The organism is Myxococcales bacterium (genome assembly GCA_022184915.1).
Classification (GTDB): domain Bacteria; phylum Myxococcota_A; class Polyangia; order Fen-1088; family Fen-1088; genus JAGTJU01.
On record JAGTJU010000002.1, the window covers coordinates 234,467 to 259,763 of the forward strand.

Genomic DNA, 25,297 nt, shown 5'->3' on the forward strand with positions numbered 1-25,297 from the left:
CAGCCTCAGGGTCGCGTCGACCGGGCCGACGGCACGGTGGCGAGCAGCCTGTCGAGCGCGCTGAGGTCCGGCGGCTTTGCCATGTGCCTGTCGAAGCCAGCCCGCTTGGCCCTCTCGATATCCTCCGCCGCTGCGTATCCGCTGAGCGCCACCAGAAAGGCCGATGCCAGGGTGGGATCGGCGCGCACGGCCCGCGCCACGTCGTAGCCGTCCATGCCTGGCAACCCGATGTCACACAGGACCACGTCGGGCACGAAGCTGCGGAGCGCTGCCAGGCCTTCGGGCCCGTCGAACGCCACCCTCACGTCGTGCCCACCCGCTTCGAGCACGTCTTTGAGGCTCTCGGCGCCGTCGACGTTGTCGTCGATCACCACGATGCGCTTCGGCTCCCAGGGGGCGCCAGGCTGATCGAAGGGGGGCATGGGCCTAACCATACCTTCGCGTTCGAGACGGGCCACCCCATAGAGGCCTTCGGCGCGCACGCTATGATGGCTGCGCATGGCAGGTGGCTGGCATCACCTTGGTTTCGGGGGCGCCCGCGCGCTCGTGCTCCTGCTGGGGCTGGGCCTGGGATGGGGCCGTGCGCGGGCGGCGGCGCCCGAGGCGGTGGGCACCTGCCCGGAAAGCCCGGCGATCGAGCGGGCCCTCGCGTCGGCGCTACCGGCTGCAGAGCTGGCGCGGTTGCTGGCCGAGCCCGCACCGCTCGCCATGGCCTTCGACGAGGGGACCACCTTCGTGGTGCAAAGGGGCACCCAGCGCCGGGTACTGGAAGATCCAGAGCGGGATTGCGCCGCCCGGGCCCGCAACGCGGCCGTCTTTCTGGTTTTGGCCCTTTCGTTGGAGGCGACCACCGCCCCGCAACCGCCCCCGACGCGCGTCGCGGAGACAGTCTCCCCCTGGCAGCTCGAGGGCGCCGCGGTGGGTGAGTTCGTGCCCGGCTTGGGGGCAGCGGCAGGCGCTCACGTGGCCCTGTCGCCCCCCGCGTGGGGACCCTGGCAGCTGGCCACGGTGGGGGGCGCAACCCACACGCTGGGGGCCCGGTTCGAGGGCCTCGAGGCCGAAGAGCTGCGCGTGTTCGCGCGGGGAGGCGGGCGGTTTCTGTTCGGGGGGCCGGTCTGGGAGGGAGCGGTATCGGCGCTGGGTGCCCTCACGTGGACCCGCTGGGAGCTTGCTCCCTTGCCCCGCGCGCAGCCCGACGCGGTCCTCGTAGGCTCCGTGCAGGCGGAGGCGCGGCTCGGGTGGCGCCTCGGACGTTTTCGCCCTTTTGTGGCCTTGGGGGTCGAATGGCTGCCCGCGCCGCCCCGGGTACGGCTCGACCCTGGGCTGCGGTTCCGCACACCCGGGTTGCGCTGGCAGCCTCAACTCGGGCTGGCCATTTCGATTCCGTGAAGGTTTCGGGGCCGCCGATACATTCCTCGAGGATCCTTGATCTCGAGTTTCAAAGAACGCCCCCACGCGCCAGAGCCGCACGACGTCACGGACGGCGGCAAAGCCGGGGACGCGTTCGACGCCTTCTATGCTCAGTGGGTGAGCAAGGTGTTCGCGTGGCTGCGCGCCCAGGGCGTGCGCCCCGCCGAGCTCGACGACGTGGCGCAGGACGTGTTCCTCGTGGTGCATCGGCGCCTTCCCCGCTTCGATGGCCGGCATCCGGCCGCGTGGCTTTACCGGGTGGCGCACAACGTGGTGCGGAATCATCGGCGCGCCGCCTGGCTCAAGCGGCTCGTGTTCATGGACACGTCCGATCCGGAGCTTCCCTTCGTAGACGAGCGCACCACGTCCGCGGCGCACGAGGAGGCCGAACGTCTGCGCGCGCTGCAGGTTTTGTTGGATCGCATGGAGCCGAAGCGCCGGGCTGCCTTGTGGATGTTCGAGGTGGAAGGCGCGAGCGGCGAGGAGATCGCCGAGGTTCAGGGCGTGCCGCTCAACACCGTGTGGTCACGGTTGCGGCTGGCCCGCCAGGACCTCGCCAAACTGGTCGAGAGCGCGCGGCAGGCGCAGCAAGGCGGAGAGTGGCCATGACACACGAGCGGTCCGAATGCGATCTGGGGTCGCCCCCGAGCCCCGCGCTGCAGCGGTGCTTGTTGGCTTTACGAGCAGCCTTTGGCGACGATGGCGTGCGGGCCCGTTCCCTGCATCGTGCGCTCCGCCGCCAGCTTGCGGTGGGCGCTCCGCGAAGAGGCCGGCGGCTGCGGCCAGCGCTGGTGCTTTTCAGCCTGTTCGTGGCCGGGGGGGCAGCCGCGGCGGCCGTAGGTCTGCTGCGCGCACCCGCACCTGCCCCGTCTCTTCGGGACGCGGATCGCCCCCGGTCTCCCGCGCGCGGGTCCTCCCCTCCGGTGACCCGTCCGCTCGCTCCCGCCGAGGTGCTCACCGAGAGCCCTCCCGAGCTTCCCGTCCGCCTCGCGTCTCCGCCGCGCCGTCCGCCCCGCCGCGCGCCGGCTGTGCGCACGGAGGTCCCGCCCGCGGCCGCGAAGGTGTCCGAAGCTCCGGCCCCCGCACCGAGCGCCGCCGAGTCACGCCTGTTGCTCGCGGCGGTGCGCGCGCTCAAGCGGCAGGCCCAGCCCCGGCAGGCGCGGGCCCTGGCTCAGCGCTACGAGGCCGAGTTCCCGCAGGGAGCGTTGCTCGAGGAGGCCCGTGCGCTCGCGTTTCAGGCCGCCGCCGAGGCGGGAGATGCGGACGCACCCGCGCTGGCACGCAGCTACCTTGCGCTTTACCCCGCGGGCCGTTTTGCGGTGGTGGCCGCCCGCGTGGGCGCGCGGGCGGCGCCTTGAGCGCGGGCCGTCAGGGCTGCTTGGGGCTCAGGGCGGGACCCTGCCCAGTGGGCAGCGCCCCCTGCGAAATCACGAAGCGATCGAACTTGGCGTTCGACTCGCGTCGTTTGAGCGTGAAGGTCTTTGCGCCCGCCGTGGCCACCTGGAACGAGCCCAGCTCCGACCACGCGAAGGCGGCCTGGCTGGCGGCGCCCATCTCCACGGGGGGGCCCCCATCGATGCGGTAATAGGCCGAATTGGCGCCGTTATCGGGGAAGAGGTTGCGGGAGAAGATTTTGTACGTGCCCGTTTGGTTGAAAAACAGCGCGTACGTCAGCTCTGCCGAGGCCACGTCGGCCTCCTTGACGTTGAACGACATCGTGGGCACCACCACGTAGCCGGTGCCAAGCGCGCCAGGGCTCACGTTCTCCACCACCCAGGCCTGATCACCGTTGGCGTTGGCGCTCTGGAAGCCCTCGGCGTCAAAGGTAACCGTGCCGCCCTGCTCGAGGTAGGTGTTTTGCGGCCACGTGACGTTGAGAGGCACACCCGCCGACGTGGTGCGCTGGCCAATGTCATCTTCGGCCACGGCCGTGAGCACGCGGGCGCCTGCCTGGGGCCGGACGTTGGCTAGGGCGTAGGGCGCCGTGGTGTCGCTGCCCAGGAGCTGAGGGCCGTCGAAGAAGTCGACCTTTTGGATGGTGCCTCCTGCAGAGGCCGCCGAGGCTTCCACGGTGATCGCTGCGCCTGTGCTGATGCTGGTGTTTGCCAGGGGCCGGGTCAGAGTCACCGTGGGGGCGGCCACGAGCGTGAGGGACACGGGGCCGGAGGTGGCGGTTTTGTCGGCGTTCGTGACGGCCCGTGCGACCAGCGTGTGCATGCCCGGCGAAAGCCCCGAGACGGCCACGGTGAAGGGCGCGGCGGACGACGTGCCGCGGATTGCGTCGCCTTCGAGAATCTCTACGCGGGCGATCTGGCCGGGTGCGCTCACAGCGGCGTTCACCGAGACCTGTACGGGCGACGCCGCCGGCAGCTTGCTACCCGGTGTCGGCGCGGTGATCGCGACGGTGGGGGTGGGGGGCTCGGCCGGCGTGCCGCCCGTACCCGGGTTGCCGCCGGTGCCAGGGTTCATGCCGCCGGTGCCGGGGTTCATGCCACCGGTGCCGGGGCTCGTGCCGCCCGTACCCGGGTTGCCACCGGTGCCGGGGTTCATGCCACCGGTGCCGGGGCTGGTGCCACCGGTGCCGCCTTTTCCGCCGGTGCCCAAGGCACCGCCGCTACCGCCCTTACCGCCGGCGCCGCCCGAGGCGCCACCGGTTCCTGGCACCGCGTCCCCCGGACCAGCATCTCCGTCCCCGGGGCGCTTGCCGTCGTCGCGGCTCTCCGGGCTGCCGCAGCCGGCGAGCGCAACGCCGAGCGCTGCCACCCCCAGGCCAAAAAAGATCGCGGTCGAGCGGAACAAGGGTGCGGACATGGAGCCTCGTGGGAGCGGGTCTAGAGGAGGTCTAGAGGGCTATGGCCGAGGGCGCGGGGCCCGATCGACAAAGGGAGACCCAAAAGTTTAGCACAGCGAACCCGAAACTCGGGCGGAGTGCGCCTGCGCACACCGGGCGAATTCATTCCTCCTGGTCGGCCCCCAAAAGGCGCGCGCGTATTTTCTCTGACGCTAGCCACTCCCGCGCCAGGGGGGCCAGCGCCTGGGCTCTGTAAGCGCTGAAACCTTCCTGCAAAGTCGGGTGCAACCGCAGGAGACGGGCGAACCCCCCGAGCGCCTGGCGGGCTTCGAGGGCTTCCAGGAGCTGCACCCGCACGTGGGGGGCTTCGACCTGCGCTTCGACGAAACGCCGGCGCAGGTCCCGACGGAGCCAGGCCGGCGCCAAAGGCAAGGGGCGATAGCGCGCCGGGTCGTTGCGCACGTCTGCGAACAGGGCCTGCTCGTCGAACGCCTCCTGCAGCACCATCTCCACGCCGCCGGTGAGGCGGTCGAGGTAGTAGGCGCACGAGACGGAGGGGCCTGCGTCCAGGGCCTCCGCCAGCGCGGGCAGGTCGATGTCGAGGGGGGTGGCCATGCGGCGATCCTGCAAAGCGACGCCCCCGGGTCAAGGGCCGCCGTCAGGTTTGTGACAAGGGCTCGTCACGCGGCCGCGTACGGGGCATTCCGCCAGCGCTTGACGTGAGCGGGGCACCCCGTCCAGCTTGGCTTGGTCCTTGCTGTTGCGGGTTGCGCCATGAATGTGTCGCCGTCTCCAGCGCCGCTCGTTTCGATCATCGTGCCGGTGTTCAACCTGTGGGAGTACACCCTCCGGTGCCTGCTTTCGGTGGTCAGGCACACGTCCCACATCCCCCACGAGGTGATCGTGATCGACGACGCCTCGACCGACGAGACCGCCGCGGCCTTGCCGCTGCTGGAAGGAGTTCGGTTCCACAGAAACGACGTGAACCAAGGGTTCTCTCACAACAACAACATCGCCGCGCAGATGGCGAGAGGCCAGTACCTCGTGTTCCTGAACAACGATACCGAGGTCCACCCTCGTTGGTTGGATAAAATGCTCGACGTCATGAAGTCCGATCCCTCCGTGGGGATGGTCGGCTGCAAGCTGCTGTTCCCGGACGGGACCATTCAACACGGGGGCGTTGGCTTTTCTTACGGTTCGCCCGACCCGATCTCACCCTATCACCTCGACTATCAGAAGCCCTCCGCGACAAGCACAGAGCGAAGGTCGCTGCAAGCGGTCACCGCGGCCTGTGCACTCATGCCGCGCTCACTCTTCGTCTCCCTCGGGGGATTCGACGAGGGCTTTCGCATGGGCTACGAGGACGTGGATCTCTGTCTACGCATTCGAGAAGCTGGGTGGAAGATCATCTACACGCCAGACTCGTTGGTCACGCACTACGAATCGCTCAGCCCGGGACGGTTTGAGTCGGGGCGACGCAATATCGAGAGATTGCATGAAAACTGGCTGGGGCGCTTCGAGGCCTACGACGCTGACTACCGAAAAGTGATACCGCCTCGTAGCGGGCTTCGGCGGCAACCTTGCTCCGTCGTGGTCAGCGTGCACGATGAACTATCGGCCGTCGCGCCGGCTCTTCACAGCCTGACCTGCGCAATGGCGCCCGATGATGAGCTCATCCTGGTCGATGACGGTTCGGTCGGCGCCACATCGAAATTCTTGCGCCTCTTCGCTGACCGGCAGACCGTGCCCACGCGCGTCCTTCGCCACGAGACGCACAGGGGTCTGGCGCGGGCCTGGACGAGCGGGCTTGCCGTGGCGACGTATGAACGCGCCGTCGCCTGCACGTGCACGGTTTGTGTGTTGCCCGACGCGGTCGATCGTTTGATGCGTCACCTGGAAGCCGATCCCCAGATCGGCCTTCTCGGCACCCGTACAGCCGACGGTACCCACTACGAAGGTCGCTGGCGGCTCTACATGGAAGGCGTAGACCCCGGCCGCGTCCCTCGTGTCGGTGCTGGGGCGGCGCCGTCTTCGACTCATCTCACGACCGCGCTCGTGGCCGGGCCCACGGCGGGACTGCGCAGGCTGGTCGAGGAGATGCCGCACGGGGTACCGGGGCAGCATCCAAAACTCTGGACGACCGCGCTGCGGGAGGAGGGGCGCCGGTCGGCCGTTGCCCCGGATGTCGAAGCCTTTCCCCTCACGCAGGTCTTTCCCGCGTGCAACGAGGCTACACGAAGCCTCTACTTCGAGCACGTGGCCGCAGCCCTGGACGGTGGGTTGCCAGGCGAGAAAGTCTCTGTAATCGTGGTGGCGCGCGACCACGAGGACGCGCTTTGGGCTTGCCTCAGCGCGCTCGTGGCTCACACGCAGAAAGCCATGGAGCTCATCATCGTGGACGATGGCTCTTCGACGCCCCTGAGGGTCCGAGCCGAGCAGCGCCTTGCCACCCTCCGCACGCGTGCTTTCGTCAGCACCTCTTGGATTCGCAACGAAGGGCCGATGGGCCTGCCATTCGCGATCAATCAAGGGTTGGCCCATAGCACGGCAGCGGAGCTCGTCGTGATGAACGGGGACGTGCTGGTCACCCCGCAATGGCTAGTGCGCATGAGCGCGGTGTTGAGGCTGAGCCCTGACATCGGTATTGTGGCGCCTACCGCGAACACGGGGCCCCGTCCACAGCGCTGCGACATGCCCAATGCGCTCCATCCGCCCATGGAGCTAGATGACTTTGCTGCCGAGCGCAGAGCCAAGTACCTGGGCGAGTTCGGAGGCATGCCGCGGGTCTCCGGCGTCTGTCTCCTCCTGCGCAGGGAGCTCGTTGATGCGATCGGTGGCTTTGACCCGAGTTATCCCCAAGATGGCGACGTAGAAGACTACTGCTTGCGGGCCACCCGAAGAGGCTTTTTGGTGGCGATGGCGCGAGAAGCCTACGTCGAACACCTCGGGCGCCTTCCTGCACGCTGGCTCGATCTTCATCCGCGTCGCGCACACCCACGTGGGTGGCTTCGATTCTGCGAACGCTGGCATCATGACCCGGCGGACTCAGACACCGACGGACTGTCCAAGGTGTTCGCTCCGGAGCCCGGGTTCAATCCCGCGACCGACCGGGTAACTCTGCCGACGACGCCTAGCGGCGTCGCATCCAGAACGAACCACCCGATTCATGTAGAAGCCCCAGCTCCCGTTGGATCGCATTCACCCCGTAGCGGTGTGCAAAGTAGTTCACGGCAAACTTGACTTCCCACTCACTGTTGTGGGCCAGGAACGCAGAGAGCATGTACTGCTCGCTGTATACGTGGCGCTGCTTCACCATCCATGACTCGGGGTAGTCGAAGGGCAAGAAGATGTCGTGAAAGTGGACCCACACCCCCGTGGGGATGCGTGGAAGAACATGCGAGAAAATCATGTTTACATCCCCGTAGGGCTTCACGACGTGGCTCGAATCGATGAAAAGTACGTCTCCGTAGGAGAGCGTGTCGAAGAGCCCTAGATCGACCTCTTGCAGCGGCGCCACGTAAGCATCGACTTGCAGGCTCTTGATGACGTCCGCCCGAAAGGGCTCGATACACGTCACGCTCGACCCTGGTCGCGCGTTCCTTACCATAGCCGCGCTCATCAGCTTGGTCGAAAACCCACTTCCGACTTCGATGACCCGCTTTGGATTCAGCTCGCGCAAGAGGGAGTAGAGGGTGAAACCGTCCACGTCACAGAAGTAGTCGTTGCGGCGGTGGTAAACCCGATCATCGGACACCGGGTTCTCCGGGAAGTCGAACTCGGAGACATATGTCTTGAGCTTGCTCCAAAGCGCGAGTTGATCCTCGTAGCGCCAAGCGATGTGACCGCTGGGGATGTCGCTGTAAGGCCTACGGTAGAGCTCGAGCTTGTCGTAGTCGGGGATGGGGCTGTCGTAGGCCAGTCTGACGACCTGGAAACCCCTCTGCGCGGCCGCGGCAGGAGACTGAACCAATGCTTCGAGGAGCTGCGACAACTCGTCCATGGGGCCGATGCTACGTGCTTTGCTCGCATCACGCAAAAACGGGACGCGCCGGGCGCCGACCGGGCGTCACCTCTGTGACGCAGCCATCTTTCTGACGAGGCCCCGGCCCTCCTCCCGCAAATACGATAATGATTCTAATCCCTTCGAGCGCTGTAAGCCTACTACTGGCGTGGCACGTCACTTGCTCAATCGGCTTGCCATGGCCTCCAGCCCCGTTGCCCCCTCGCCCAAAGTCACCGCCATCGTCTCCACCTACGCGTCGGCCCGGTTTCTTCGGGGCTGTCTCGACGACCTCTTGGCGCAAACCCTTTACGCGCAGGGGAACCTCGAGATCCTCGTCATCGACAGTGGATCCCCCGAAGACGAGAGCGACATCGTCAGGGAGTATCAGCGTCGATTTGCCCACATTCGGCTCGAGCGGACCGAACGCGAGACCCTCTATGCATCCTGGAACAGGGCCATCGACCTCGCCACAGGCGCCTATCTCACGAACGCCAACACGGACGACCGCCATCGCCCCGACGCCCTCGAGCTGCTGGCAAGCCACCTCGATGGAAGTCCTGATACGGCCGTGGTGTACGCCGACTCCCTCGTGACGACGGTGGCAAATGAGACCTGGGACACCAACACGGCCGAGTCACGACTCGATTGGCCGACGTTCTCGTACGCCGAGCTTCAGCGCCGCTGCATCGTAGGCCCGCAGCCCATGTGGCGCAAAGCTCTTCATGCACGTTGGGGACCGTTCGACCCCGCCTTTCGCGTCGCGGGCGACTACGAGTTCTGGCTCCGGATCGGAAAAATCGAGCGCATCGATCGCTACCCGGGGACGCTGGGCCTCTACTATCGCAATCCGGGAGGTCTCGAGCACGGTTCTGGCGCGACAAGTGACGAAACAAGTGCAATTCAACGCCGATACGCTCCGGCAGCGACCTTTGTCGTGACGAAGGAGCCCTCGCCGGTCGCCGCTGAAAATCCGATGAGGCCATCTTCGGGTGAGCCCCTCGTCTCGGTGATCATGCCCACCTACAACCGCCCAGATTTCCTCGGCCGCGCCCTCTCATCGCTCTGTATGCAGACGTTCACTGACTTCGAGGTGGTGGTGGTCAACGACTGCGGAGAGCCCGTCGAGGGGATCGTTCAGTCTTTTGCCGACCGCCTACAGATCACCTACGTTTGTCACGCGCGCAATCGAGACAGGTCGGCGGCGCGCAACACCGGAATCCGTGCGTCTCGCGGGAAATACATCGCCTACCTGGACGACGACGACGCTTACAGGGCAGAACACCTCGAGCTTCTGGTGCATGCCCTGCGGGCACAAGGTGCATGCGTGGCCTACACCGAGGCAGAGTGGGTCGAGGAAGAACGAATCGCTACCGGATATCGTGCGGTGAAGAGCTCGCGGGCTCGCGACGCTACCTTCAGTCGCGATCGCCTGATGGTTCAGAACTACATTCCGATTCTCTCAGTCATGCACGAAAGAACCTGCATGGACGAGGTGGGGATGTTCGACGAATCTCTTGCGACTCACGAGGACTGGGATCTCTTCATCCGGTTCGCAAACCGTTACCGCTTCGTGCACGTCGCCAGCATCACGGCAGACGTGTCGATGCGCAACGATGGGTCAAGCACGACGAGCGCCCACCGCAGCGACTTTCTGAGAACGCTGAAGCTGATTCACACTCGGTACCATCATTTGATTGCCGAGCGACCTGACCTTTTGGCGGATCAAGCCAAGTTCTATGAAGCAACGGCGCCCCTTCCAGCGCCGGAGCCAGAGGTCGATGTCTACGATAAAGCTTACGCCTGGGGTTGGGCGAATCCGGCCCTCAAAGACATCGTGTATTTGTGCTACAAGACCCCGAATCTCAGCGAAAATGCCAGACGATTCTACGAGAGCGACGAGTTCAAGTCGGAATGCCAACTTCTTCGCGATCTCGGCCAAGGACCAGGGACCGGAGTACGCGTTCTCGATGTTGGATGTGGAAACGGCGTTGCAAGTTATGCTTTGGCCCGAGCCGGCTATCAGGTGACGGCAATCGACTCGTCGAATGGGACGCTCGCTGGCGTGAGAGCGGCCGAGAAGCTCCAAGGCTTGGATGGCGTGACTTTCAAGGTGGGCCGCGCCGACCCGCCCGGTCTTCACTTTCCCGATGGTCACTTCGACGTCATCTGGATGCGCGAAGTCCTTCATCACATCAAGGACCTTCCAGCGTTCCTGGGCGAAGCTCACCGAGTTCTACGTCCTGGCGGCCTCATCTGCTGCTTTCGGGATACCGTCATCTGGAACGAAGAACAGCGAAAGGACTTCTTTGAAAAGCATCCCTTCTACCACATAACCAAGGACGAAGGTGCGTACTACCTGGATGAGTATAGGAGAGCCTTCCGCGACGCAGGGTTCTCCTGCGAGCGCGAGCTCAACCCCGTCGAGTCTCCCATCAACACCTTCCCAGGCCCTTGCAACCCGATGCAGAGGTTCGACGAAGCTTCCTCACGAACAAGGCGTACGGGTTACGACCTGTTCTCCTTCTTCTACAGAAAACCTCGTACGAGGATGCCCGGTGATGATGTGACGGCCCTCGTGGAGGGTGCCATTCGTAGGTTCAACGACTTCCAAGCCCGTTTGGGTGCCTCAGGACGTTGATGATGCCAAGTGTCATGGTCACGGGTGCCGGAGGATTCCTGGGATCCCACATTGCGGAGCGCTTTGCTTCCTCCTCGTACGACGTCACGGCCGTGGGACGATTTGCGACCGAGTTCACACGGACGCCGCCCGGCGTGAGACGATTCGTAGGGATGACCCTTCCTGATCGGAGATTCGTGGACGCCGTCAAACGGAGCAAACCAGACATCCTGGTCCACTGTGCGGGAACCGCGTCGGTTCCTGATTCAGTCGCGCACCCTTACGCCGACTTTCAGCGCACGGTTGATGTGTGCGCATTCGTGCTCGAGTCTCTTCGAACGGAAAGTCCCAGGAGCCTCTTCATTCTGCTCTCGAGTGCCGCCGTATACGGAAACCCGGAAACCCAGCCGATCGTGGAGTCGACGCCCACGAAGCCCGTCTCTCCCTACGGATACCACAAGCTCCTGTGTGAACTCCTGGCGCGAGAGTCCGCGGAGTTGCACGGGGTCGAGGTCGCCATCCTTAGAATCTTCTCGGCTTATGGCATTCGTCAGAGAAAGCAGGTCATTCATGATCTGTTCATGAAGCTTTGTGGTGCGGGTGAAGGAGATGTCGAGCTCATGGGTACAGGTAACGAAACCAGGGACTTCATCCACGCACGAGACGTTGCCACGTCGGTCGAACTCATCGCCAAGGAGAGGGCCACGGGAGTGTTCAACCTGGCCTCCGGTGAATCGATCTCGATCTCCTCGCTTGCTGCCGAGATCTCACACGCCCTCGACTCGCGAAAACCCATCGTGTTTACAGGAACCCGCAGAAAGGGGGATCCCGTGGGATGGAAGGCAGACATCGGGAGACTTCGTGCGATGGGATTTCGGCCCGCCGTCCCGCTGAGACAAGGATTGGCCGAGTACGCCGACTGGTACCGGCAGCACTGCCTCGGAGCCCACTGATGGCAAAGAGAATCGGCATTCCCGTGATTGGTAGCGCCGAATGGATAGGTGGCGTTTCCTATGTAGAAAACCTCGTGAAAGCCGTGCGTTTGCTTCCGGATGAGGAGCAGCCTGAGCTGACGTTGCTTGTGTCAGACAAAGATCTCGAAGCGCTGCCGCTCCACGCACACTTCCTTCATCTGTTTGACGGTGTGCTCCATCGGGGGACACAGCGGACTGCCGTCGAGTCGCTGTTCGGGCGAGCTGTCGCGGTCTATTCCTCAGAGGTGGAGCTGGGCGGACTTGTAGACTTCGTGTTTCCCGCTGCTGATTTCATGTTGGGGAAGATCGCGGCTGCGTCCTGGATTCCCGATTTTCAACACGTTCACCTGCCGCAATTCTTCTCATCGACGGAGATACAGGAAAGGGATCGTTCTTTTCTATGGAAATCCTCTCGGTCACAGACTGTGGTATTCAGCAGTCAGAGCGCAGCTGCCGACTTTCGGCGCCTCTATCCGCAGTCCTCTTCGAGAATTGCCACCTTGTGCTTCCATACTCTGCCGGAGTCGCTCTGGTTGCGATCCGATGCGGTCCAGGTCCAACGCAAGTACGGACTTCCGGACCGCTTCTTGCTTTGTAGCAATCAGTTCTGGGCACACAAGAACCACTGCAGAGTGTTCGAGGCGCTGGGATACATGAAACTGATGGGCTGCCCCGTGTCGCTCGTCCTCACCGGGAGCAAAAGCGACTATCGACACAAAACCTACTTCGAGACGCTGATGAGGATGCCGGGAGCTCTGGGAATCGAGGAGCAAGTTCATGTGCTAGGGAACATTCCTCGTATCGATCAGATCCAGCTCATGAGGCGATCCTTGGGAGTCATTCAGCCCTCGTTATTCGAGGGATGGAGTACCGTGGTAGAGGACGCCCGCGCTCTTGGAAAGGTCATGTTCCTCTCAGACATAGATGTTCATCGCGAGCAATCACCTGACCGAGCTCACTACTTCCCCCGCGAAGACGCTTTGGCGCTCGCTCACCTGATCCAGGCCCAACTCCCTCATCTAGAGCCCGGCCCGCAGCTCCGCAGCGAGCTCGAGTGTGCCCGTGCATCCTTGGAAAGAGTCATGGGGTTCGGACGCAAGTTCATGGACATCTGCGCCTGAACTAACTTTCGGGTCGAGGTACCTCCTTGACGATGCGGGCCGGGTTCCCAGCGACCATCGTCCAAGGGGGAACATCGCGTGTCACCACGCTGCCCGCCGCAACCACGGCTCCTTCGCCTATGGTGACGCCCTTGAGGACAATCGTGTTGAATCCCATCCAGACTTTGTCGCAGATTCTGACAGGTGAACGACGCACGTGAGTCCAGTCCTTGTTCCCGGAAAGCCAGTCAACGACGTCGTTCCTTCGAAGGCGGAAGTCAGTTGAATGCGAGTCATGATCCGTGATGGTGCACCCCCAGGAGATCAATACGTCGCTACCTATCGAGACCGACTCTGCGGAGACGATGAGGGACCTCCCGATGAAGGTTCGCGCTCCAATTTCTACCTCTGCTCCGGGGCGATCGAACGCAATTGTCACAGCTTGCACGTCGCTTTGCTCGCCCACAGTCACGGCACAGTCTTGCTGCCACGATACGAGATTCGGGTTCGTCTTCGATGAACTCGGCGCAGATAGCCCTGTCTTTCTCTGCTGGCCTGGCGCGTGGCGAGGACTCTCCGATCCGAGCGAGGCGCGCAGGACGGAGTCGAGAGCTTTGGCCCGAACCTCCATGGAATGATCCCGGAAGCACCGCGCCTGGCCGCGTCTTCCCAGTGCCGCAAGCTCGGTCGGAGCCCTCAGGAAGTAGACGAGCTTGTCGACGAGCTCCGAGGCGTCCCTGTAGGTGATGACTTCCTCGTTTGGCTCGAAGTATTCGCGGATTCCGGGTGTTTCCTGAACGAAGAGGGGGACCCCCATACCCGTCGCTTCAAACAGGCGCATCGCGGGGGCTTCCGTCTCGCTCAGGTCGATGGGATGGTGCAATGTGGCACGGCCAAGCCGGAGAGCCTTGTACATTTCCAATCCCCAGCGGGGGCCTTGGTCGTGCATGGCTACGCCAGCAGGCATCGGATGGCGGCCGTTCGTCGACAGAAAGTAGGCGAGGGTGAAGGTGTGAGGGCAGCGGAGCTGAGCCTTCGAAAGCTCGAGAAGGAGCGCATTGCGGGCCTTGTGCTCGGCGGTCCACTGGCCAGAGAAGACCAAGTCCCACGTGGGCTGGACGTCTCCACACCGCGCGTACAGCTCGACCGGAAACCCCGGGTGGTGCCTCTCCACGCGGCGAGCGCCCTGCGCCAGCATCGTACGCCGGCAGTACGACGAATTCGTCAACATGAGATCAAAGGCTGAAAAGTCCGTGGATTCAGGTATGGCAGCCGCTCTCCATCCAAAAACCAAACGAGGCCGGAACGAGAGTCCCCGAATGAACGTCGAGTCGTAAGTGATGGGATCCTGGAAATAGAGAACATCAGGCTTCATGCGCTCGATCTGTATCCGGACCAGATTGTCAGGACGGGAGAGCAAGGATGGGTCGAAACCTTTCTCTTGCAGCCAAAGCGCCTGGGAACGCCCGTCGTTTGTTACGATGGTGCAGGCATCCCATCCGAGTTGATTGAGATGAGGCGCAACCACGTGAGAGGCACTGAATCCGCCCTGGAGCAGAGAGTCGACGCTCGTGCGCCACGTGGCGTCCGGAGAAGCAGGGCAGGTCCGAAAAAACTCACGGAGGTAACCTTCGTACACCGCTGTCACCTGCAGGAACTTCATTGCACCCCTCCCGAGGGGCGGTCACCGTCTATGAACATGCGAAGCCACATGACGAGGTTCATGCGTGACCATGTTTTGAGGCTGTCGTCCCAGTCCGATGCGGTCCAGCCGCGACGCTCACACTTCTCGAGAAGGGCGTTGCCGATTTCTGGACCCCGCCACCAAGGGTTGTCCCTCCAGTATTTATGGTTCACGCAGGAGCGCAGGACCGGTCCCAAATCCCCGTTGAACCAGTCGATCATGGGAGCGTTGAACCCAACTTTCGTGCGGCGAGTCCGGATCTCCTCAGGAACGAGACCCGTCACGGCGTCTCGGAGGATACGCTTCGTAAATCCGCCCCCCAATTTGTCCTCTGGGGGAAGAGAGAAGGCGAAACAGACAAGTCGGTAATCCATGAATGGCATGCGCACCTCGATGCCGTGAGCCATGGAGCATCGATCGAAGTTTCGCAAGATCGATGGCAGAAGCGTATGGTGGAAGTCTCGGTGTAGGGCAGGGCCCAAGTCAGAATAGGGCAGATCGAGGTACCACGGATAACCTGCCAGGAGCTCGTCGCAGCCGTGCCCATCTAGCGAGACAAAGACGCCATTTTGCCTCATGAGACGGTAAAGGGACCATGGGGGAAGCGCAATGCCTGGATAGACGTCCTCCATCGACCAAACAGATGCTTCCAGGTCAGACAGGGCGGCGACGGGGTCGAATCGCCAGAGCGTTTCCCTGACGCCACTATGCCGTACGACAGCCATGGCATGGTCGACCTCATCGATATTCGTGTCGGGGAATCCTGCAATGAATGCCCTTCGCCAGTCCGGTGGTGCTCGTTCGCTTGGTTCTCCCGCGTGCGCTTGGAGCCAGCTCAGCGCACCGACCACAGAGGATGAATCCAGGCCGCCGCTCAGGCTCGTTCCGATGGGGATGTCGCTACGGGTGCGAAGGCGAACGGCGTCAAGGAAGAGTTCCCGAAATGCCTCCACCCGCTCTCCGAATTCCGATGGGGTGTACACGAGGTTCTCCTTCGTATCCCACCATTTGGCAGACTTGACGTTCCCGGAGAGATCGATCTTGAGCCAGTGACCAGGCATGAGTCTGGTCACATCGCGCATCAAAGTCCGATCGGTCGTTCCCTCGATCGCCTGGCCTGAAGTCAGAGTGGCTGATGCAACCTCTTCGTCACAGGCGCGCTTGAAACCTTCCAATGCCACGAAAGCCTTGAGCTCCGAAGCGAAGGCGAACCGTGCGTCCTGGACTGAAACGTAGAGAGGCTTGACTCCAAAACGATCACGGGCAAGAAACAGCGTCTTGTCATGCTCGTCCCAGATCGCGAACGCAAACATGCCGTTGAAGCGACCGAGACAAGATGAGCCCCATTCCGCATATGCGGCCAAAACGACCTCTGTGTCCGTTCGGGTGCGGAAGGTGTGGCCGCGCCTCGACAATTCACGCTGAAGCTCGACGAAGTTGTAGACTTCGCCGTTGAACGTGATCCACAGACGGTGTCCCTCTTTCGTCACGAACGACATGGGACAGGTCCCTGCGTTCGACGGGTCGAGGACCGATAAGCGCCGATGCCCTAGTCCAACGTTTCCGTCGATGTAGATGCCGCGTCCGTCGGGGCCGCGATGAGCCAAGGAGTCGGTGAACCGATTCAGAGCCGAAGGCGCAACGGCTCGCTTGAAGTCTATGATTCCTGCTATGCCGCACATGAATTCTAGTCCCTCAAGTGGGAGGTCTGGAGGCTGCCAAGTCCCGGAAGCATGAGCCAGGGATGGAGCTTCGATAGAAGCTCGGCATCGCGAATGCCGTTGCTTACCGCTATCGTGCGTACGCCGAGGGTTTTCCCTGCCTGTATGTCCGTTTCCGTGTCGCCGACAAAGATGTCCTGCGCAGTGCAGGTGATGCAGGCCGAATAGACGAGGTTGCACTTGACCTTCCATCCTGGCAGAGCCGTGCTGTTATCCTGGCCCACCAGAACGCTGCGAAAGTATCCATCTATGCTGAGTTCAAGGAGCTGCTTCTTAACGGAGCGGCTTGAACGCCTTAGCGTGACGAGGTAGAGATTGTAGTCGCCGCAGAGCCAGCTCAGCGTTGAGTGAATCTCGGGTTGAAGCCTGTCGTGTTCCAGATACGTGGGCGATTCGATCAACGCAAGCTTTCGTGCCTCATACTCCTCGAGGGCGGCAGGAATTCCGCTCAGAGCCAGGAGCGTGGCGTCGCCTTGACGACTGCGCTTTGCGGCCCAGTACGCTTCGATGGAAACAGGTGTCCCTCCAAGAGCCTCGACGATGCTTGCGTAGACCAGGTGGTGACGCCGCGACACGTCCAGGAGAGGCCCGTCGAGGTCGATGAACGCGTTCAGTCTCTGCATGGCCGGCCCACGACGTAGACGTTCGAGCAGAGCTCTGCAGGGACGTCACGGCTGATCGCATAGATCGCTTCATGCAGAGACGCCGGCCACCCCACCATTTGCTCTTGGGACACGAGTTTGACGTTGAATCCCCCTGACTCCGCGATTTCGTAGTGGCCCGCCATCACGTCGTGACGTAACGAGGCAAGGTCGTAAACGCGCTTGTGTCCGACGCGGAGGTCTTGAGGGCCGAGCGCGTAAACGTCGCTGAGTAGGCCCATGGCTACCCCAATGCGGCGGTGAAGTGAGGTGGCGTTCGGAACTGTGAAGACCGCGAAGCCGTCATCGTCTACCCACGTCCTGCTGCGGTAAATCAAAGACACGGGATCTTCGAGATGTTCGAGAACGTGGTTCGCAAGCAGGCATGCGGTTGATACCCCGGGAGCCGGCGTGTAAGTCTCGAATCGTTCGTGGACCAAAACGAGCGATTCGAGGTGCGAGAGTCGAGCGCGAGCTGATTCCAGTAGGGATCTGGATGCCTCGACGACCACCGCACGCTTAAACCGGCTTGCCATCATCTCGACTAGGCCACCCTCTCCGAGTCCGAGGAAGAGTCCGGAAGTAGGCCGCCCCATGCGCTCGATGATATCGGCGTTCAGGCGAGCACAGGCGCTCACGACGCTGCTCATGTTCACCTGTCCGATGGCGCTAGAGTAGAACTCGGCGCTGCTCTCCAAGTCGGAAACGTTCATCTTGCCACCTTGGTCATGAGGGGCGTCTCCGTCGTGAGGGCTGCCGCGCAGTCTGCAAGCTGTTCGTACAGCGTGCGGTGTTCTGGCGGGACGGCAGACCAGGGCGCCCCCTCGGAGAGCATGCGGATGAGACTCACGAGCTCCGCATTCGAGACTTGAATCTTTGGGCTGTCGACTACGCCTCGGAGTCTGACCGCGCGAACAACCGCAGCTGCGGCCTCATCGACATGACAGTAAGTGCGGACGTCGTCCCTCACGTCGAAACGCGGCTCGCCCAGCATGTAGTGGCGAAGGAGCTTCGGAATCAACTTCGACGTTTGAGGCTGGCGCGGACCAAATACGCTCGGGAGGCGCACGATGCAAAAGTCATCGCGCTCCCTTACGAGGGCTTCGGCCTCACGCTTGGACTTCGCGTAAGTGCTCAGGTCTTCCCGGCAAACGTCGGTGGTCGATACGAAGACAATCTTCTGTGTGCCGTAGGCAGCGAGAAGACGGCGGGTGCCCTCGACGTTTACGGCCCAGTAATCATCTGGCGATACGTCACCTCGGTGGGTAATCAGGGCGGCGGCATGTATTACCGTGTCGATGTCACGTGGTGCTTGCCCCGGGAGCCGGTCGAATCCCAGGGTGCGCAGGTCTCCCACGAAGGGAACGGTCGTGGCGTTGGAGGCGTTCAAAGCCGCCACGATCCGGCTTCCAATGAATCCGCGTGACCCCGTTACGAGAACGCGCGACATAGCTCCTCGTATTGTCGCAACTTGTCCTCGAACTCGGCCTTGTCGATCAGTACGGGGTTCACGTCGATTCCACGTATCCACAACATGCCAGGCTTGCAGGGGTTCAACACCTCGTAGGGTCCCTCGTAACGTCCCATTGCCAGTTGAACCAGAATTTCGGGCATGTTGCAGCCAGTTCTGGTGAGAAAGTGATGGGTTGTGAAGAACTTCGCGATGTTGATCTCGGTAGGGTTGGGAATGCGTTTCAGGTCATACGTAAAGTCTACGCTGAAGATTCCATTGGGATTTGTGTCCGCGGCGCGGATACACGCGATCGCAAGGGCATCGAGCGAGGGTTCCGAGATCGTCTCTCCCACCCCCGTCAGCCCAGTGACTCCGGACTGGGCGCGGTTCCCAAATGCCCAGGAGTGTCGCCGTCGTCCCTGAGCTACTACCAGGCGACCTTCCTGCCAGATGGATTGCCAGGTCACCGTCTCTCGGCTCAGGTGCTCGGCCGCGACGGCCCGACCCCACGCTTGACTATGGTCGAGGTGTGCGCGGGCTGTCTCGAAGGTGGGGCGTGACAAGGAGCCTTTTCCGGCGGCGCCAATCGTTTCGCGAATCCATATGTCTTCGCCGAATGCGGAGAATGCCTCCTTGAGGTCTGAGGGGTCGTTGAGGAGTACGTTTTTCGGTACTTTGATCCCTGCGTCACGCCAGATGCAGTAGGAAGACCACTTGTCACGTAAGCGCTCGATGGTTGTCTGTGACGGCATGAACAGACGACAACCTGTCGCCTCGATCTGAGTCCGAAACTTTCCGATCGTGTAGGCTTCCACCTCCGGCTGTGAATGCAAGACGTCAACCTTCTCGCGCTTGATGAGCTCGAGCAGGAAGGGCAAATACCGCGGGTCGCCCGCTTTGGGACAAAGGTAAGCGGTGTCTACCTCGGAGCGATGCAGGTTATGAGGATCGCAATCCGTTCCGATCAGTCTGTAAAATCGTCCTTGCGGGTCGGCGTCTCGAAGACTTCGCGTAAAGCTGAGTGTGGAGGGGCCGCCCGAAGCGGTTGCCAGAACCGTGATCACAGGAGCTCCTTGAGGCACCTACAGACGTGGTCGAGCTGGTCGAGTGTCATTTCGGGGTAGAGCGGCAAGGAGAGCAGACGCCCCATCGCGGTGTACGCATTCGGAAAATCCTCAGGAGTGTGCTCGAGATGCTTGAATGCCGCCAAGAATGGCAAGGCGATGGGGTACTGAATCCCCGTGTGGATTCCCTTCTGCTCGAGCCCCTCGCGCACCCGCTCCCTGTCGCGCACCTGAATGACGTAGAGATGGAAGACGTGAGTGGATTCGGCGGGCGTCGACGGCAGCTGTATCCCTGGTAAGCCACGCAGACGCTCCGTATAGGCTTCGGCAAGCGAGATGCGTCGACGCGTCCACTCCTTGAGGTGGGGCAGCTTGGCGCTCAGAACTGCTGCTTGCAGGCCGTCAAGACGGCTGTTGCGTCCCTGGAACGCATGGTCGAACTTTCCAGTGCGCCCGTGGTTTCCAAGCTGCCTCAGACGCAAGGCGAGCGCGTCGTCGCTGCACGCAATGCCCCCCGCATCCCCATAGGCGCCCAGGTTCTTTCCTGGAAAGAAGCTGAAGGTCGCAGCGTCGCCCATGGTGCCCACCGGCCGGCCACGATGGCGGGCGCCGTGAGCCTGCGCGCAGTCTTCTAGTAGGTACAGCCCATGCTTCTTCGCGAGGGCTGCGAGCTCATCCATCTGAGCAGGAAGGCCGTATAGGTGTACGGCTATGATGGCCTTCGTTCTTTGCGTAATCTTCGCTTCGATCTTGCTCGGGTCGAGCGTATACAGATGCGGGTGGTTGTCCACGAATACCACGGTGGCCCCTACGGAGGTCACCGCTTCAGCTGTGGAGATCCAGGTGTTTGCGGGTACGAGAACCTCGTCGCCGGGGCCGATTTCCAGTGACTCGAGGGCCATTTCGATGGCGTCGGTACCGTTTGCACAACCAACGAAGTGCTTGCTTTCGTTCCAGGCAGCAAACTCTCGTTCGAAGCGCTCCACGAAGGGGCCCTTGATATAGGCGCTTTCGCGGATGACGGCGGCCAAGGCGGCGTCCACCTCAGGCTTGATCGTCAGGTACTGCTCGTAGAGATCGTTGAAGGGAACGTGCATGAAGGACTCCTCAGGAAGCCGACTTCTGTGCGAGGGCCGGTGCGTCAACAGGTGTCAAGCTTCTTTCAAGCCTCTGCGTGGGCGATTTTGCTGCGACCCATGACAGAATCCGCAGGACGCGGGCCGCATGAAGAGGGCCCGTCAAGCACTCGCTTCGCCCTTCGATGCAGTCGAAGAAGTGATCGAGTTCCTGTGCGAGGGGTTCCGATTGGGGAATTTCTGGGGTGTGCACCTTCCCGGCTCTGTTTCCGAAGTGCATGTTTCCCGTCGATCCGTCGTAAGCCATGCCTTCGCCCAGGACGTGAAAGCGATCGATTCCCTTGTCGTGAATCTGGATCTTGTTGGCCTGCGTGTCGTCGTAGACAGCCATGGCATCAGAGCCCACGATGACGAGCTTTCTCACGCGCTGGGGGTCGAGCCAGCTCACGTGAATGTTGGCGATCACCTTGTTCGGATAGGTGATGCTTAGGAAGCTGACATCTTCAACGCCCTTTTGTACGTAGGCCATTCCGTTGCGGGAGACACTGAGCGGGGTGGGGTCGCCGAGAAGAAACTGCATGATGCTCACATCGTGGGGAGCAAAGTTCCATAGAGCGTCGACATCCGAGCGGATGCGGCCGAGGTTGAGTCGCTGGCTATACATGTACCGAACCTGGCCAAGGACGCCTTCTTCGATTGACTGCTTGATGAAGCGGACGGCGTTCTCGTAGATGAAGGTGTGCCCCACCATGGCCGTGAGCCGCTTTTGGGCGGCCAGCCCGCCGAGCTCCTCAACTTCCGCAACGGAAGTGGCCATGGGCTTTTCGACGAGAATGTGTTTGCCCGACAGGAGGGCCTTGCGACCAAGCTCGAAGTGCGTGGCGGCGGGCGTGGCGACGACGACGGCGTCGATGTCGTTGCGCTCGAACACCTGGTTGGGGTCGTGGCAGACGGCGACTCCCGGATGCGTCGTCTCGACGTACGAACGACGTTCCGCGGACACGTCCACGACGAGGGCCACCTCGCAGCGGTCGTTCTGCACCAGGTTGCGAAGAAGGTTCGGACCCCAATACCCGACCCCCAGCTGCGCCACTTTCAACTTTCCACCAAGTTTCATTCGGGTTCTCCGGCGTTTTTTTCCCGAGGTGTGGCCCGAACTGGCCCCGCGCGACCTCGCGAAGGTCGAATGCAACGGGTATGCCGGTGAATCGGCGAGAAAACGTCAGGATCCTGGCGCTGGCGGACAGGTTCGGAGGGCGGAAGCGGCCCCACCGCCCGTCATGGATTTGACGGTGGCTCTGCCAAAGCGGCGTCGTACTCGGGGATGGGCGGCGCCGGGGCGGCCAGGGTTTCGAGCTTCTTCACCAGCGGATGCTCCCAAATGGCTTCGCTGAAGCGAGCGGCGCCCGGGCTCAAGGGGACGCCATAGGTGCGGAAGCGGGAGACCACGGGCATGTACATGCAGTCGGCGATGGAAAAGCCGCCCAGCAGGTAGTCCCCCGAGGTGGTGGCCATGCACGCCTCCCAGATGTCTTGAATCCGCGCGATCTCGTGCGCCAGGCCGGGGGCGCTGGGCGTCTTCGTCGCGCGCGCCCGGAGGTTCATGGGCATGTGATTTCGGATGAGGGGGAACCCACTCACCATCTCGCAGGCGAGGGCGCGGCCGCGCGCGCGTAGCTGGGGGTCGGTTGGCCACAGCTGCGCGTGCGGGAAGCGCTCCGCCAGAGTTTCACAGATGGCAAGTGATTCGTGAACGCTGGAGGGCCCATCGATCAAAATCGGAACCCGTCCGGCTCCCGAGAACGAGAGAATCTTTTCTTTCCAACCCGGGTCCGTTTTCATTCCCACGTCGAAAAATCGATAGGCCGCTCCCGTCTGCTCGAGGGCCAGCCAGACCCGTACAGTCCACGAGGAGTAGTTCAGCGAAGCCCCAACCAGACGTAGCATGACGCGATGGTAGAGGGCGGCCTCGGAAAATCCAAGGGCTTTGCGTCGGATTCGCCCATTTCCACCGGTTGAACTCGGTCGATATCCTTTGTCGGATGGATCATGAAGGTTTGCCCGATGGATGGCGCTGCATGCGAAAGAAATCGTATGAGAGTGCTTGGTTCACGTTGGCCGAAGCCGCGGAGCGGGGGGTAAGCTCCGCAGTCGAATCCACGTGAGTGACTCGTCTTTTTTGGAAAGGACCAATCATGAAAAGGGCCCCTGACGTTTGGGCATCGTTTGGCATTCTCTCAGTCCTGGTGGCGCTCCTGCTCTCGCCAAGTGGGGTAGGTTGTGGCGGCTCCCTTGGTGAGCCGGGTGACGAGAGCGAAGGTGACAACGACGCCGGCGGAGGCAACTCCGAGGATGACGAGATGGGTGGTAACCAGGGCGCCGTGGGCGGTTCGGGGGGGGGTGGGCGAGGCGGGGCAGGAGGCAGTGGTGGTAGCTCCGAAACGGAGGGGGTGCCTCAAGGGGAAGCTGGGAGCAGTGGCACGGCGAGCGGCGGTGTTGGGGGAGTCGGTACGGGAGGCAGCATGGGCGGCAGTGGTGGTAGCGGTGGCGGCTTGGCGCTTGGTGGATCCGGCGGCGCCACGGCGAGCGGCGGGTCTGGTGGCATGGTTGTCTACGGAAATCCACTCGCTGGCAACCCGCAGGTTCGGCTGATATCCGGCAACCGGAGTTTCGGACAGCCTGAAGGACCCTTGTGGATCGAAGAAGGCGCCTACCTCCTCTTCTCGGCGGTGAACGACAGCCGTATCTGGAAGGTCGAACCTGACAAGCCGGACGCAATGCGGTTTAGCCAGTTTGCTTACAAGAACACCAGGACGAACGGTCTTGCGCTCGATCCCGAAGGCAACCTCTTGGTCTGCGAGCGCACGACCGGGAAGGTGGGGAAGCGAAAACTTCCGGATGGCCCGATTTCCTACGTGGCAGAAGAGTTCGATGGCAAGCGATTGAAGGCCCCGAACGACATCGTTGCCGGAAAGAACGGGAACATCTATTTCACGGACCCGCGGTGGGACTCTGGTTCGGACCTACCCGAAAGCGCTTACAGGATCGACACTCAAGGCATGCTTCACAGAATCACGACAGGTACCGCGAAGCCTGCGAATCCGAATGGTATTGCGCTGTCGCCAGACGAAACGGCGCTCTACGTGGGGGACGACGGAGATGGGGGAGGGATATGGAAGTACGACGTCAATGCCGACGGGGTGACAAGCAATCCGCGGATTCTTACGACCACCCAGAAGCCCGATGGTATCGCCATCGACAGGGCGGGCAACCTGTACGTGGCGAGCAACTCCGCCCTGCGACAGATTGTCGTTTTCCGGCCAGACGGAAGCAAGTTGGGGGAAATCAGTGTTCCGGCGCAGCCTTCCAACGCCTCCTTCGGAGGCGTTGAGGGCAAAACGCTTTTCATCACTGCGGGTACGGGCCTGTACGCGGTGGACTTGGCGGTGCCGGGACTGCCCTAACGTGAAGGCAGAAGGGAGGCCCCTTCCGCGGCGTGCTTCTCCCTGGGTGCGGTCTTGCGCCGCATGAGACGCGCGCGGCGCGCAGGCCCCTCGACAGCGGCGGGAGCCCATGACATCATGCGTTTTCATGTGCCGGACCGTCGTGGTGGTGCTCGTGGGGCTGTTTGCCTCGACGACCGACTTGGCACGGGAGACCTACGCCGCCGACGCCGCTGAGACGCTCATCCGCAAAGGAGTCGACAAAAGACGAGGGGGCAACGATCGGGCCGCTCTTCCTCTCTTTCAGGAGGCGTACGACATCTCGAGAACCCCTAGGGCGGCAGCTCAGCTAGGCCTGTGTGAGCAGGCGCTGGAGATGTGGTCCCAAGCAGAGTTTCATCTGTCCGAGGCGCTCGTGGTGCAGACGGATCCATGGGTGGCCAGTAATAGGCAGGTCCTGGAGAATTCGCTGTCTGATACGCGCAGCCATATGGCCAGCATCGAGATCCAGAACGCCCCTTCGAGTGCCCTCGTCGTTATCGCAGGCCTGCCCCGTGGTAAAGCCAGCGAAGGGCCGTTCTTCGTCATCACAGGCGACGCTGAGATCTCCGTCGTCGCGCCCGACAGCAGGTTCGAAACAACGGCATCTGACCTGAAGGCCGGCGAAACCCGGAAGATCAAGTACCGTGAAGCTGACGCTCATCAGCCCGCAGCGACAGGCTTGCGTGTGCGAACCCCTACGTCGTCCCAAGCTCCGGTGGCCCGCTCCGAAGCGTCATCTGCATCAGGGACTGTCCTCTCTTCGGCAAAATGGGTCTCGCTGGGGCTCGGAGTCTTCGGGCTTGGCACTGGGATATACGGATTGCAGTCGCGGAACCAAGCTGCGAATGACTTCAACAGCGAGACGAACGAAAAGGGAGAGCGGAGTTGCTTTCTGCTGAACGGAAAGGTGGTTGGATCTTCCGGGGGAGTTCCAGATTCCCGCTGCCAAGACCTCCACTCGAGGGTTGGCTCCATGACGACCGCTTCCGTGGTCGGATTCACTGCGGGTGCGGCGTTGACGTCGCTCGGATTCATTCTGTGGTCCAAAGAGCGAAATGGCACAAAAGAGCCGGATTCACTCGCCTGCTTGCCCCGCCTAGACGTTGCAGGCGTGACCTGCGCTCGAACGTTTTAACCCACACGCTGCGAGGTGCGCAATGCAACGATCGACCGGGCTCATGCCCCTGGCCTTGCTCTTTGTTTCGTCCTGCGTGAGTCAACAAGAGCTTCCTGGGGACACCAACGTCGGCACCGGAAACAATGCGTCTGGCGCAGAGG

At 62.4% G+C, this 25,297-nt stretch carries 22 protein-coding genes and 2 pseudogenes; 10 read left to right on the forward strand and 14 right to left on the reverse strand.

Going from position 1 to position 25,297, the window contains the following annotated elements; genetic code table 11:
• Positions 1-5: 5 nt before the first annotated feature.
• Entirely contained in the window at positions 6-500 is a 495-nt protein-coding gene (locus tag KA712_08565; protein ID MCG5053000.1) for a response regulator, read from the reverse strand.
• Between KA712_08565 and KA712_08570 the strand changes: the two genes are divergently transcribed.
• Genes KA712_08570 through KA712_08580 form a run of 3 tightly spaced genes read left to right on the forward strand, consistent with a single transcriptional unit; the run spans position 499 to position 2,768 of the window.
• Positions 499-1,389: a hypothetical protein gene (locus KA712_08570; GenBank protein MCG5053001.1), complete on the forward strand. Its 891-nt coding sequence runs from the start codon at positions 499-501 to the stop codon at positions 1,387-1,389. The two genes, KA712_08565 and KA712_08570, sit on opposite strands and share 2 nt — an antisense overlap.
• Before the next feature lie 36 nt (positions 1,390-1,425).
• Positions 1,426-2,019, forward strand: coding sequence for an RNA polymerase sigma factor (locus tag KA712_08575; protein MCG5053002.1), 594 nt, complete (start codon positions 1,426-1,428; stop codon positions 2,017-2,019).
• On the forward strand, positions 2,016-2,768 hold the full coding sequence (locus tag KA712_08580; protein MCG5053003.1) for a hypothetical protein: 753 nt from the start codon (positions 2,016-2,018) through the stop codon (positions 2,766-2,768). The genes KA712_08575 and KA712_08580 overlap by 4 nt, the downstream gene beginning before the upstream one ends.
• A gap of 10 nt (positions 2,769-2,778) precedes the next feature.
• Here KA712_08580 and KA712_08585 read toward each other — a convergent pair whose 3' ends face one another.
• A complete protein-coding gene (locus KA712_08585) occupies positions 2,779-4,221 on the reverse strand; it encodes a hypothetical protein (GenBank protein ID MCG5053004.1) in 1,443 nt (480 codons plus the stop codon).
• Positions 4,222-4,363: 142 nt separating this feature from the next.
• The gene (locus KA712_08590) at positions 4,364-4,816 is read right to left on the reverse strand and encodes a UPF0158 family protein (protein MCG5053005.1); all 453 of its coding nucleotides are present in this window, start codon (positions 4,814-4,816) and stop codon (positions 4,364-4,366) included.
• Between the two features lie 159 nt (positions 4,817-4,975).
• Between KA712_08590 and KA712_08595 the strand changes: the two genes are divergently transcribed.
• Entirely contained in the window at positions 4,976-7,441 is a 2,466-nt protein-coding gene (locus KA712_08595) for a glycosyltransferase (protein ID MCG5053006.1), read from the forward strand.
• Here KA712_08595 and KA712_08600 read toward each other — a convergent pair.
• Positions 7,332-8,201: a class I SAM-dependent methyltransferase gene (locus KA712_08600; protein ID MCG5053007.1), complete on the reverse strand. Its 870-nt coding sequence runs from the start codon at positions 8,199-8,201 to the stop codon at positions 7,332-7,334. The genes KA712_08595 and KA712_08600 overlap by 110 nt on opposite strands.
• A 199-nt stretch (positions 8,202-8,400) precedes the next feature.
• On the opposite strand from KA712_08600, the gene KA712_08605 reads away from it, so the two are divergent.
• Genes KA712_08605 through KA712_08615 form a run of 3 tightly spaced genes read left to right on the forward strand, consistent with a single transcriptional unit; the run spans position 8,401 to position 12,916 of the window.
• Entirely contained in the window at positions 8,401-10,842 is a 2,442-nt protein-coding gene (locus KA712_08605; GenBank protein ID MCG5053008.1) for a glycosyltransferase, read from the forward strand.
• Positions 10,843-10,856: 14 nt separating this feature from the next.
• Positions 10,857-11,774, forward strand: a complete 918-nt coding sequence (locus tag KA712_08610) for an NAD-dependent epimerase/dehydratase family protein (GenBank protein ID MCG5053009.1) — start codon at positions 10,857-10,859, stop codon at positions 11,772-11,774.
• A complete protein-coding gene (locus KA712_08615) occupies positions 11,774-12,916 on the forward strand; it encodes a glycosyltransferase family 4 protein (protein MCG5053010.1) in 1,143 nt (380 codons plus the stop codon). The genes KA712_08610 and KA712_08615 overlap by 1 nt, the downstream gene beginning before the upstream one ends.
• Position 12,917: 1 nt before the next feature.
• Here the strand turns inward: KA712_08615 and KA712_08620 are convergent, their stop codons facing one another.
• The 9 genes from KA712_08620 to KA712_08660 all read right to left on the reverse strand — a co-directional run bounded on the left by KA712_08620 (position 12,918) and on the right by KA712_08660 (position 22,481).
• Positions 12,918-14,558 carry a glycosyltransferase gene (locus tag KA712_08620; GenBank protein MCG5053011.1) on the reverse strand — a complete coding sequence of 547 codons (1,641 nt, stop codon included), beginning with the start codon at positions 14,556-14,558 and terminating at the stop codon, positions 12,918-12,920.
• Complete coding sequence (gene asnB, locus KA712_08625; protein MCG5053012.1) at positions 14,555-16,261, reverse strand: asparagine synthase (glutamine-hydrolyzing); 1,707 nt, start codon at positions 16,259-16,261, stop codon at positions 14,555-14,557. The genes KA712_08620 and asnB overlap by 4 nt, the downstream gene beginning before the upstream one ends.
• Before the next feature lie 5 nt (positions 16,262-16,266).
• Entirely contained in the window at positions 16,267-16,923 is a 657-nt protein-coding gene (locus KA712_08630; protein ID MCG5053013.1) for an HAD hydrolase-like protein, read from the reverse strand.
• Positions 16,911-17,654 (reverse strand): methyltransferase domain-containing protein, encoded by a 744-nt coding sequence (locus KA712_08635; GenBank protein MCG5053014.1) that lies wholly within the window; start codon positions 17,652-17,654, stop codon positions 16,911-16,913. The genes KA712_08630 and KA712_08635 overlap by 13 nt, the downstream gene beginning before the upstream one ends.
• Positions 17,651-18,391, reverse strand: a complete 741-nt coding sequence (locus KA712_08640; GenBank protein ID MCG5053015.1) for an SDR family oxidoreductase — start codon at positions 18,389-18,391, stop codon at positions 17,651-17,653. The genes KA712_08635 and KA712_08640 overlap by 4 nt, the downstream gene beginning before the upstream one ends.
• On the reverse strand, positions 18,373-19,272 hold the full coding sequence (locus KA712_08645) for a hypothetical protein (GenBank protein ID MCG5053016.1): 900 nt from the start codon (positions 19,270-19,272) through the stop codon (positions 18,373-18,375). Before KA712_08645 ends, KA712_08640 begins: the two co-directional genes overlap by 19 nt.
• Positions 19,273-19,454: 182 nt before the next feature.
• Positions 19,455-20,555: a DegT/DnrJ/EryC1/StrS family aminotransferase gene (locus tag KA712_08650; GenBank protein MCG5053017.1), complete on the reverse strand. Its 1,101-nt coding sequence runs from the start codon at positions 20,553-20,555 to the stop codon at positions 19,455-19,457.
• A gap of 10 nt (positions 20,556-20,565) precedes the next feature.
• Positions 20,566-21,651: a Gfo/Idh/MocA family oxidoreductase gene (locus KA712_08655; GenBank protein MCG5053018.1), complete on the reverse strand. Its 1,086-nt coding sequence runs from the start codon at positions 21,649-21,651 to the stop codon at positions 20,566-20,568.
• A 161-nt stretch (positions 21,652-21,812) separates the two neighbouring features.
• The gene (locus KA712_08660) at positions 21,813-22,481 is read right to left on the reverse strand and encodes a glutathione S-transferase (protein ID MCG5053019.1); all 669 of its coding nucleotides are present in this window, start codon (positions 22,479-22,481) and stop codon (positions 21,813-21,815) included.
• A gap of 248 nt (positions 22,482-22,729) precedes the next feature.
• Between KA712_08660 and KA712_08665 the strand changes: the two are divergent.
• A pseudogene (locus KA712_08665) lies at positions 22,730-22,969 on the forward strand (hypothetical protein).
• Here the strand turns inward: KA712_08665 and KA712_08670 are convergent.
• A pseudogene (locus KA712_08670) lies at positions 22,918-23,085 on the reverse strand (YIP1 family protein). The pseudogenes KA712_08665 and KA712_08670 sit on opposite strands and share 52 nt — an antisense overlap.
• On the opposite strand from KA712_08670, the gene KA712_08675 reads away from it, so the two are divergent.
• Both KA712_08675 and KA712_08680 read left to right on the forward strand, forming a co-directional pair.
• Complete coding sequence (locus KA712_08675) at positions 23,057-23,998, forward strand: SMP-30/gluconolactonase/LRE family protein (protein ID MCG5053020.1); 942 nt, start codon at positions 23,057-23,059, stop codon at positions 23,996-23,998. The pseudogene KA712_08670 and the gene KA712_08675 overlap by 29 nt on opposite strands.
• Positions 23,999-24,140: 142 nt before the next feature.
• On the forward strand, positions 24,141-25,154 hold the full coding sequence (locus tag KA712_08680; GenBank protein MCG5053021.1) for a tetratricopeptide repeat protein: 1,014 nt from the start codon (positions 24,141-24,143) through the stop codon (positions 25,152-25,154).
• Positions 25,155-25,297: the final 143 nt, after the last annotated feature.

What these genes read in the sequence shown, in the direction of transcription:
- KA712_08570 (MCG5053001.1), top strand. Translation starts at nt 499, where the DNA reads ATGGCAGGTGGCTGGCATCACCTTGGTTTCGGGGGCGCCCGCGCGCTC.
- KA712_08565 (MCG5053000.1), bottom strand. Translation starts at nt 500, where the DNA reads ATGCGCAGCCATCATAGCGTGCGCGCCGAAGGCCTCTATGGGGTGGCC.
- KA712_08580 (MCG5053003.1), top strand. Translation starts at nt 2,016, where the DNA reads ATGACACACGAGCGGTCCGAATGCGATCTGGGGTCGCCCCCGAGCCCC.
- KA712_08585 (MCG5053004.1), bottom strand. Translation starts at nt 4,221, where the DNA reads ATGTCCGCACCCTTGTTCCGCTCGACCGCGATCTTTTTTGGCCTGGGG.
- KA712_08590 (MCG5053005.1), bottom strand. Translation starts at nt 4,816, where the DNA reads ATGGCCACCCCCCTCGACATCGACCTGCCCGCGCTGGCGGAGGCCCTG.
- KA712_08595 (MCG5053006.1), top strand. Translation starts at nt 4,976, where the DNA reads ATGAATGTGTCGCCGTCTCCAGCGCCGCTCGTTTCGATCATCGTGCCG.
- KA712_08600 (MCG5053007.1), bottom strand. Translation starts at nt 8,201, where the DNA reads ATGGACGAGTTGTCGCAGCTCCTCGAAGCATTGGTTCAGTCTCCTGCC.
- KA712_08605 (MCG5053008.1), top strand. Translation starts at nt 8,401, where the DNA reads ATGGCCTCCAGCCCCGTTGCCCCCTCGCCCAAAGTCACCGCCATCGTC.
- KA712_08610 (MCG5053009.1), top strand. Translation starts at nt 10,857, where the DNA reads ATGGTCACGGGTGCCGGAGGATTCCTGGGATCCCACATTGCGGAGCGC.
- KA712_08615 (MCG5053010.1), top strand. Translation starts at nt 11,774, where the DNA reads ATGGCAAAGAGAATCGGCATTCCCGTGATTGGTAGCGCCGAATGGATA.
- KA712_08620 (MCG5053011.1), bottom strand. Translation starts at nt 14,558, where the DNA reads ATGAAGTTCCTGCAGGTGACAGCGGTGTACGAAGGTTACCTCCGTGAG.
- asnB (MCG5053012.1), bottom strand. Translation starts at nt 16,261, where the DNA reads ATGTGCGGCATAGCAGGAATCATAGACTTCAAGCGAGCCGTTGCGCCT.
- KA712_08630 (MCG5053013.1), bottom strand. Translation starts at nt 16,923, where the DNA reads ATGCAGAGACTGAACGCGTTCATCGACCTCGACGGGCCTCTCCTGGAC.
- KA712_08635 (MCG5053014.1), bottom strand. Translation starts at nt 17,654, where the DNA reads ATGAACGTTTCCGACTTGGAGAGCAGCGCCGAGTTCTACTCTAGCGCC.
- KA712_08640 (MCG5053015.1), bottom strand. Translation starts at nt 18,391, where the DNA reads ATGTCGCGCGTTCTCGTAACGGGGTCACGCGGATTCATTGGAAGCCGG.
- KA712_08650 (MCG5053017.1), bottom strand. Translation starts at nt 20,555, where the DNA reads ATGCACGTTCCCTTCAACGATCTCTACGAGCAGTACCTGACGATCAAG.
- KA712_08655 (MCG5053018.1), bottom strand. Translation starts at nt 21,651, where the DNA reads ATGAAACTTGGTGGAAAGTTGAAAGTGGCGCAGCTGGGGGTCGGGTAT.
- KA712_08660 (MCG5053019.1), bottom strand. Translation starts at nt 22,481, where the DNA reads ATGCTACGTCTGGTTGGGGCTTCGCTGAACTACTCCTCGTGGACTGTA.
- KA712_08675 (MCG5053020.1), top strand. Translation starts at nt 23,057, where the DNA reads ATGGGCGGCAGTGGTGGTAGCGGTGGCGGCTTGGCGCTTGGTGGATCC.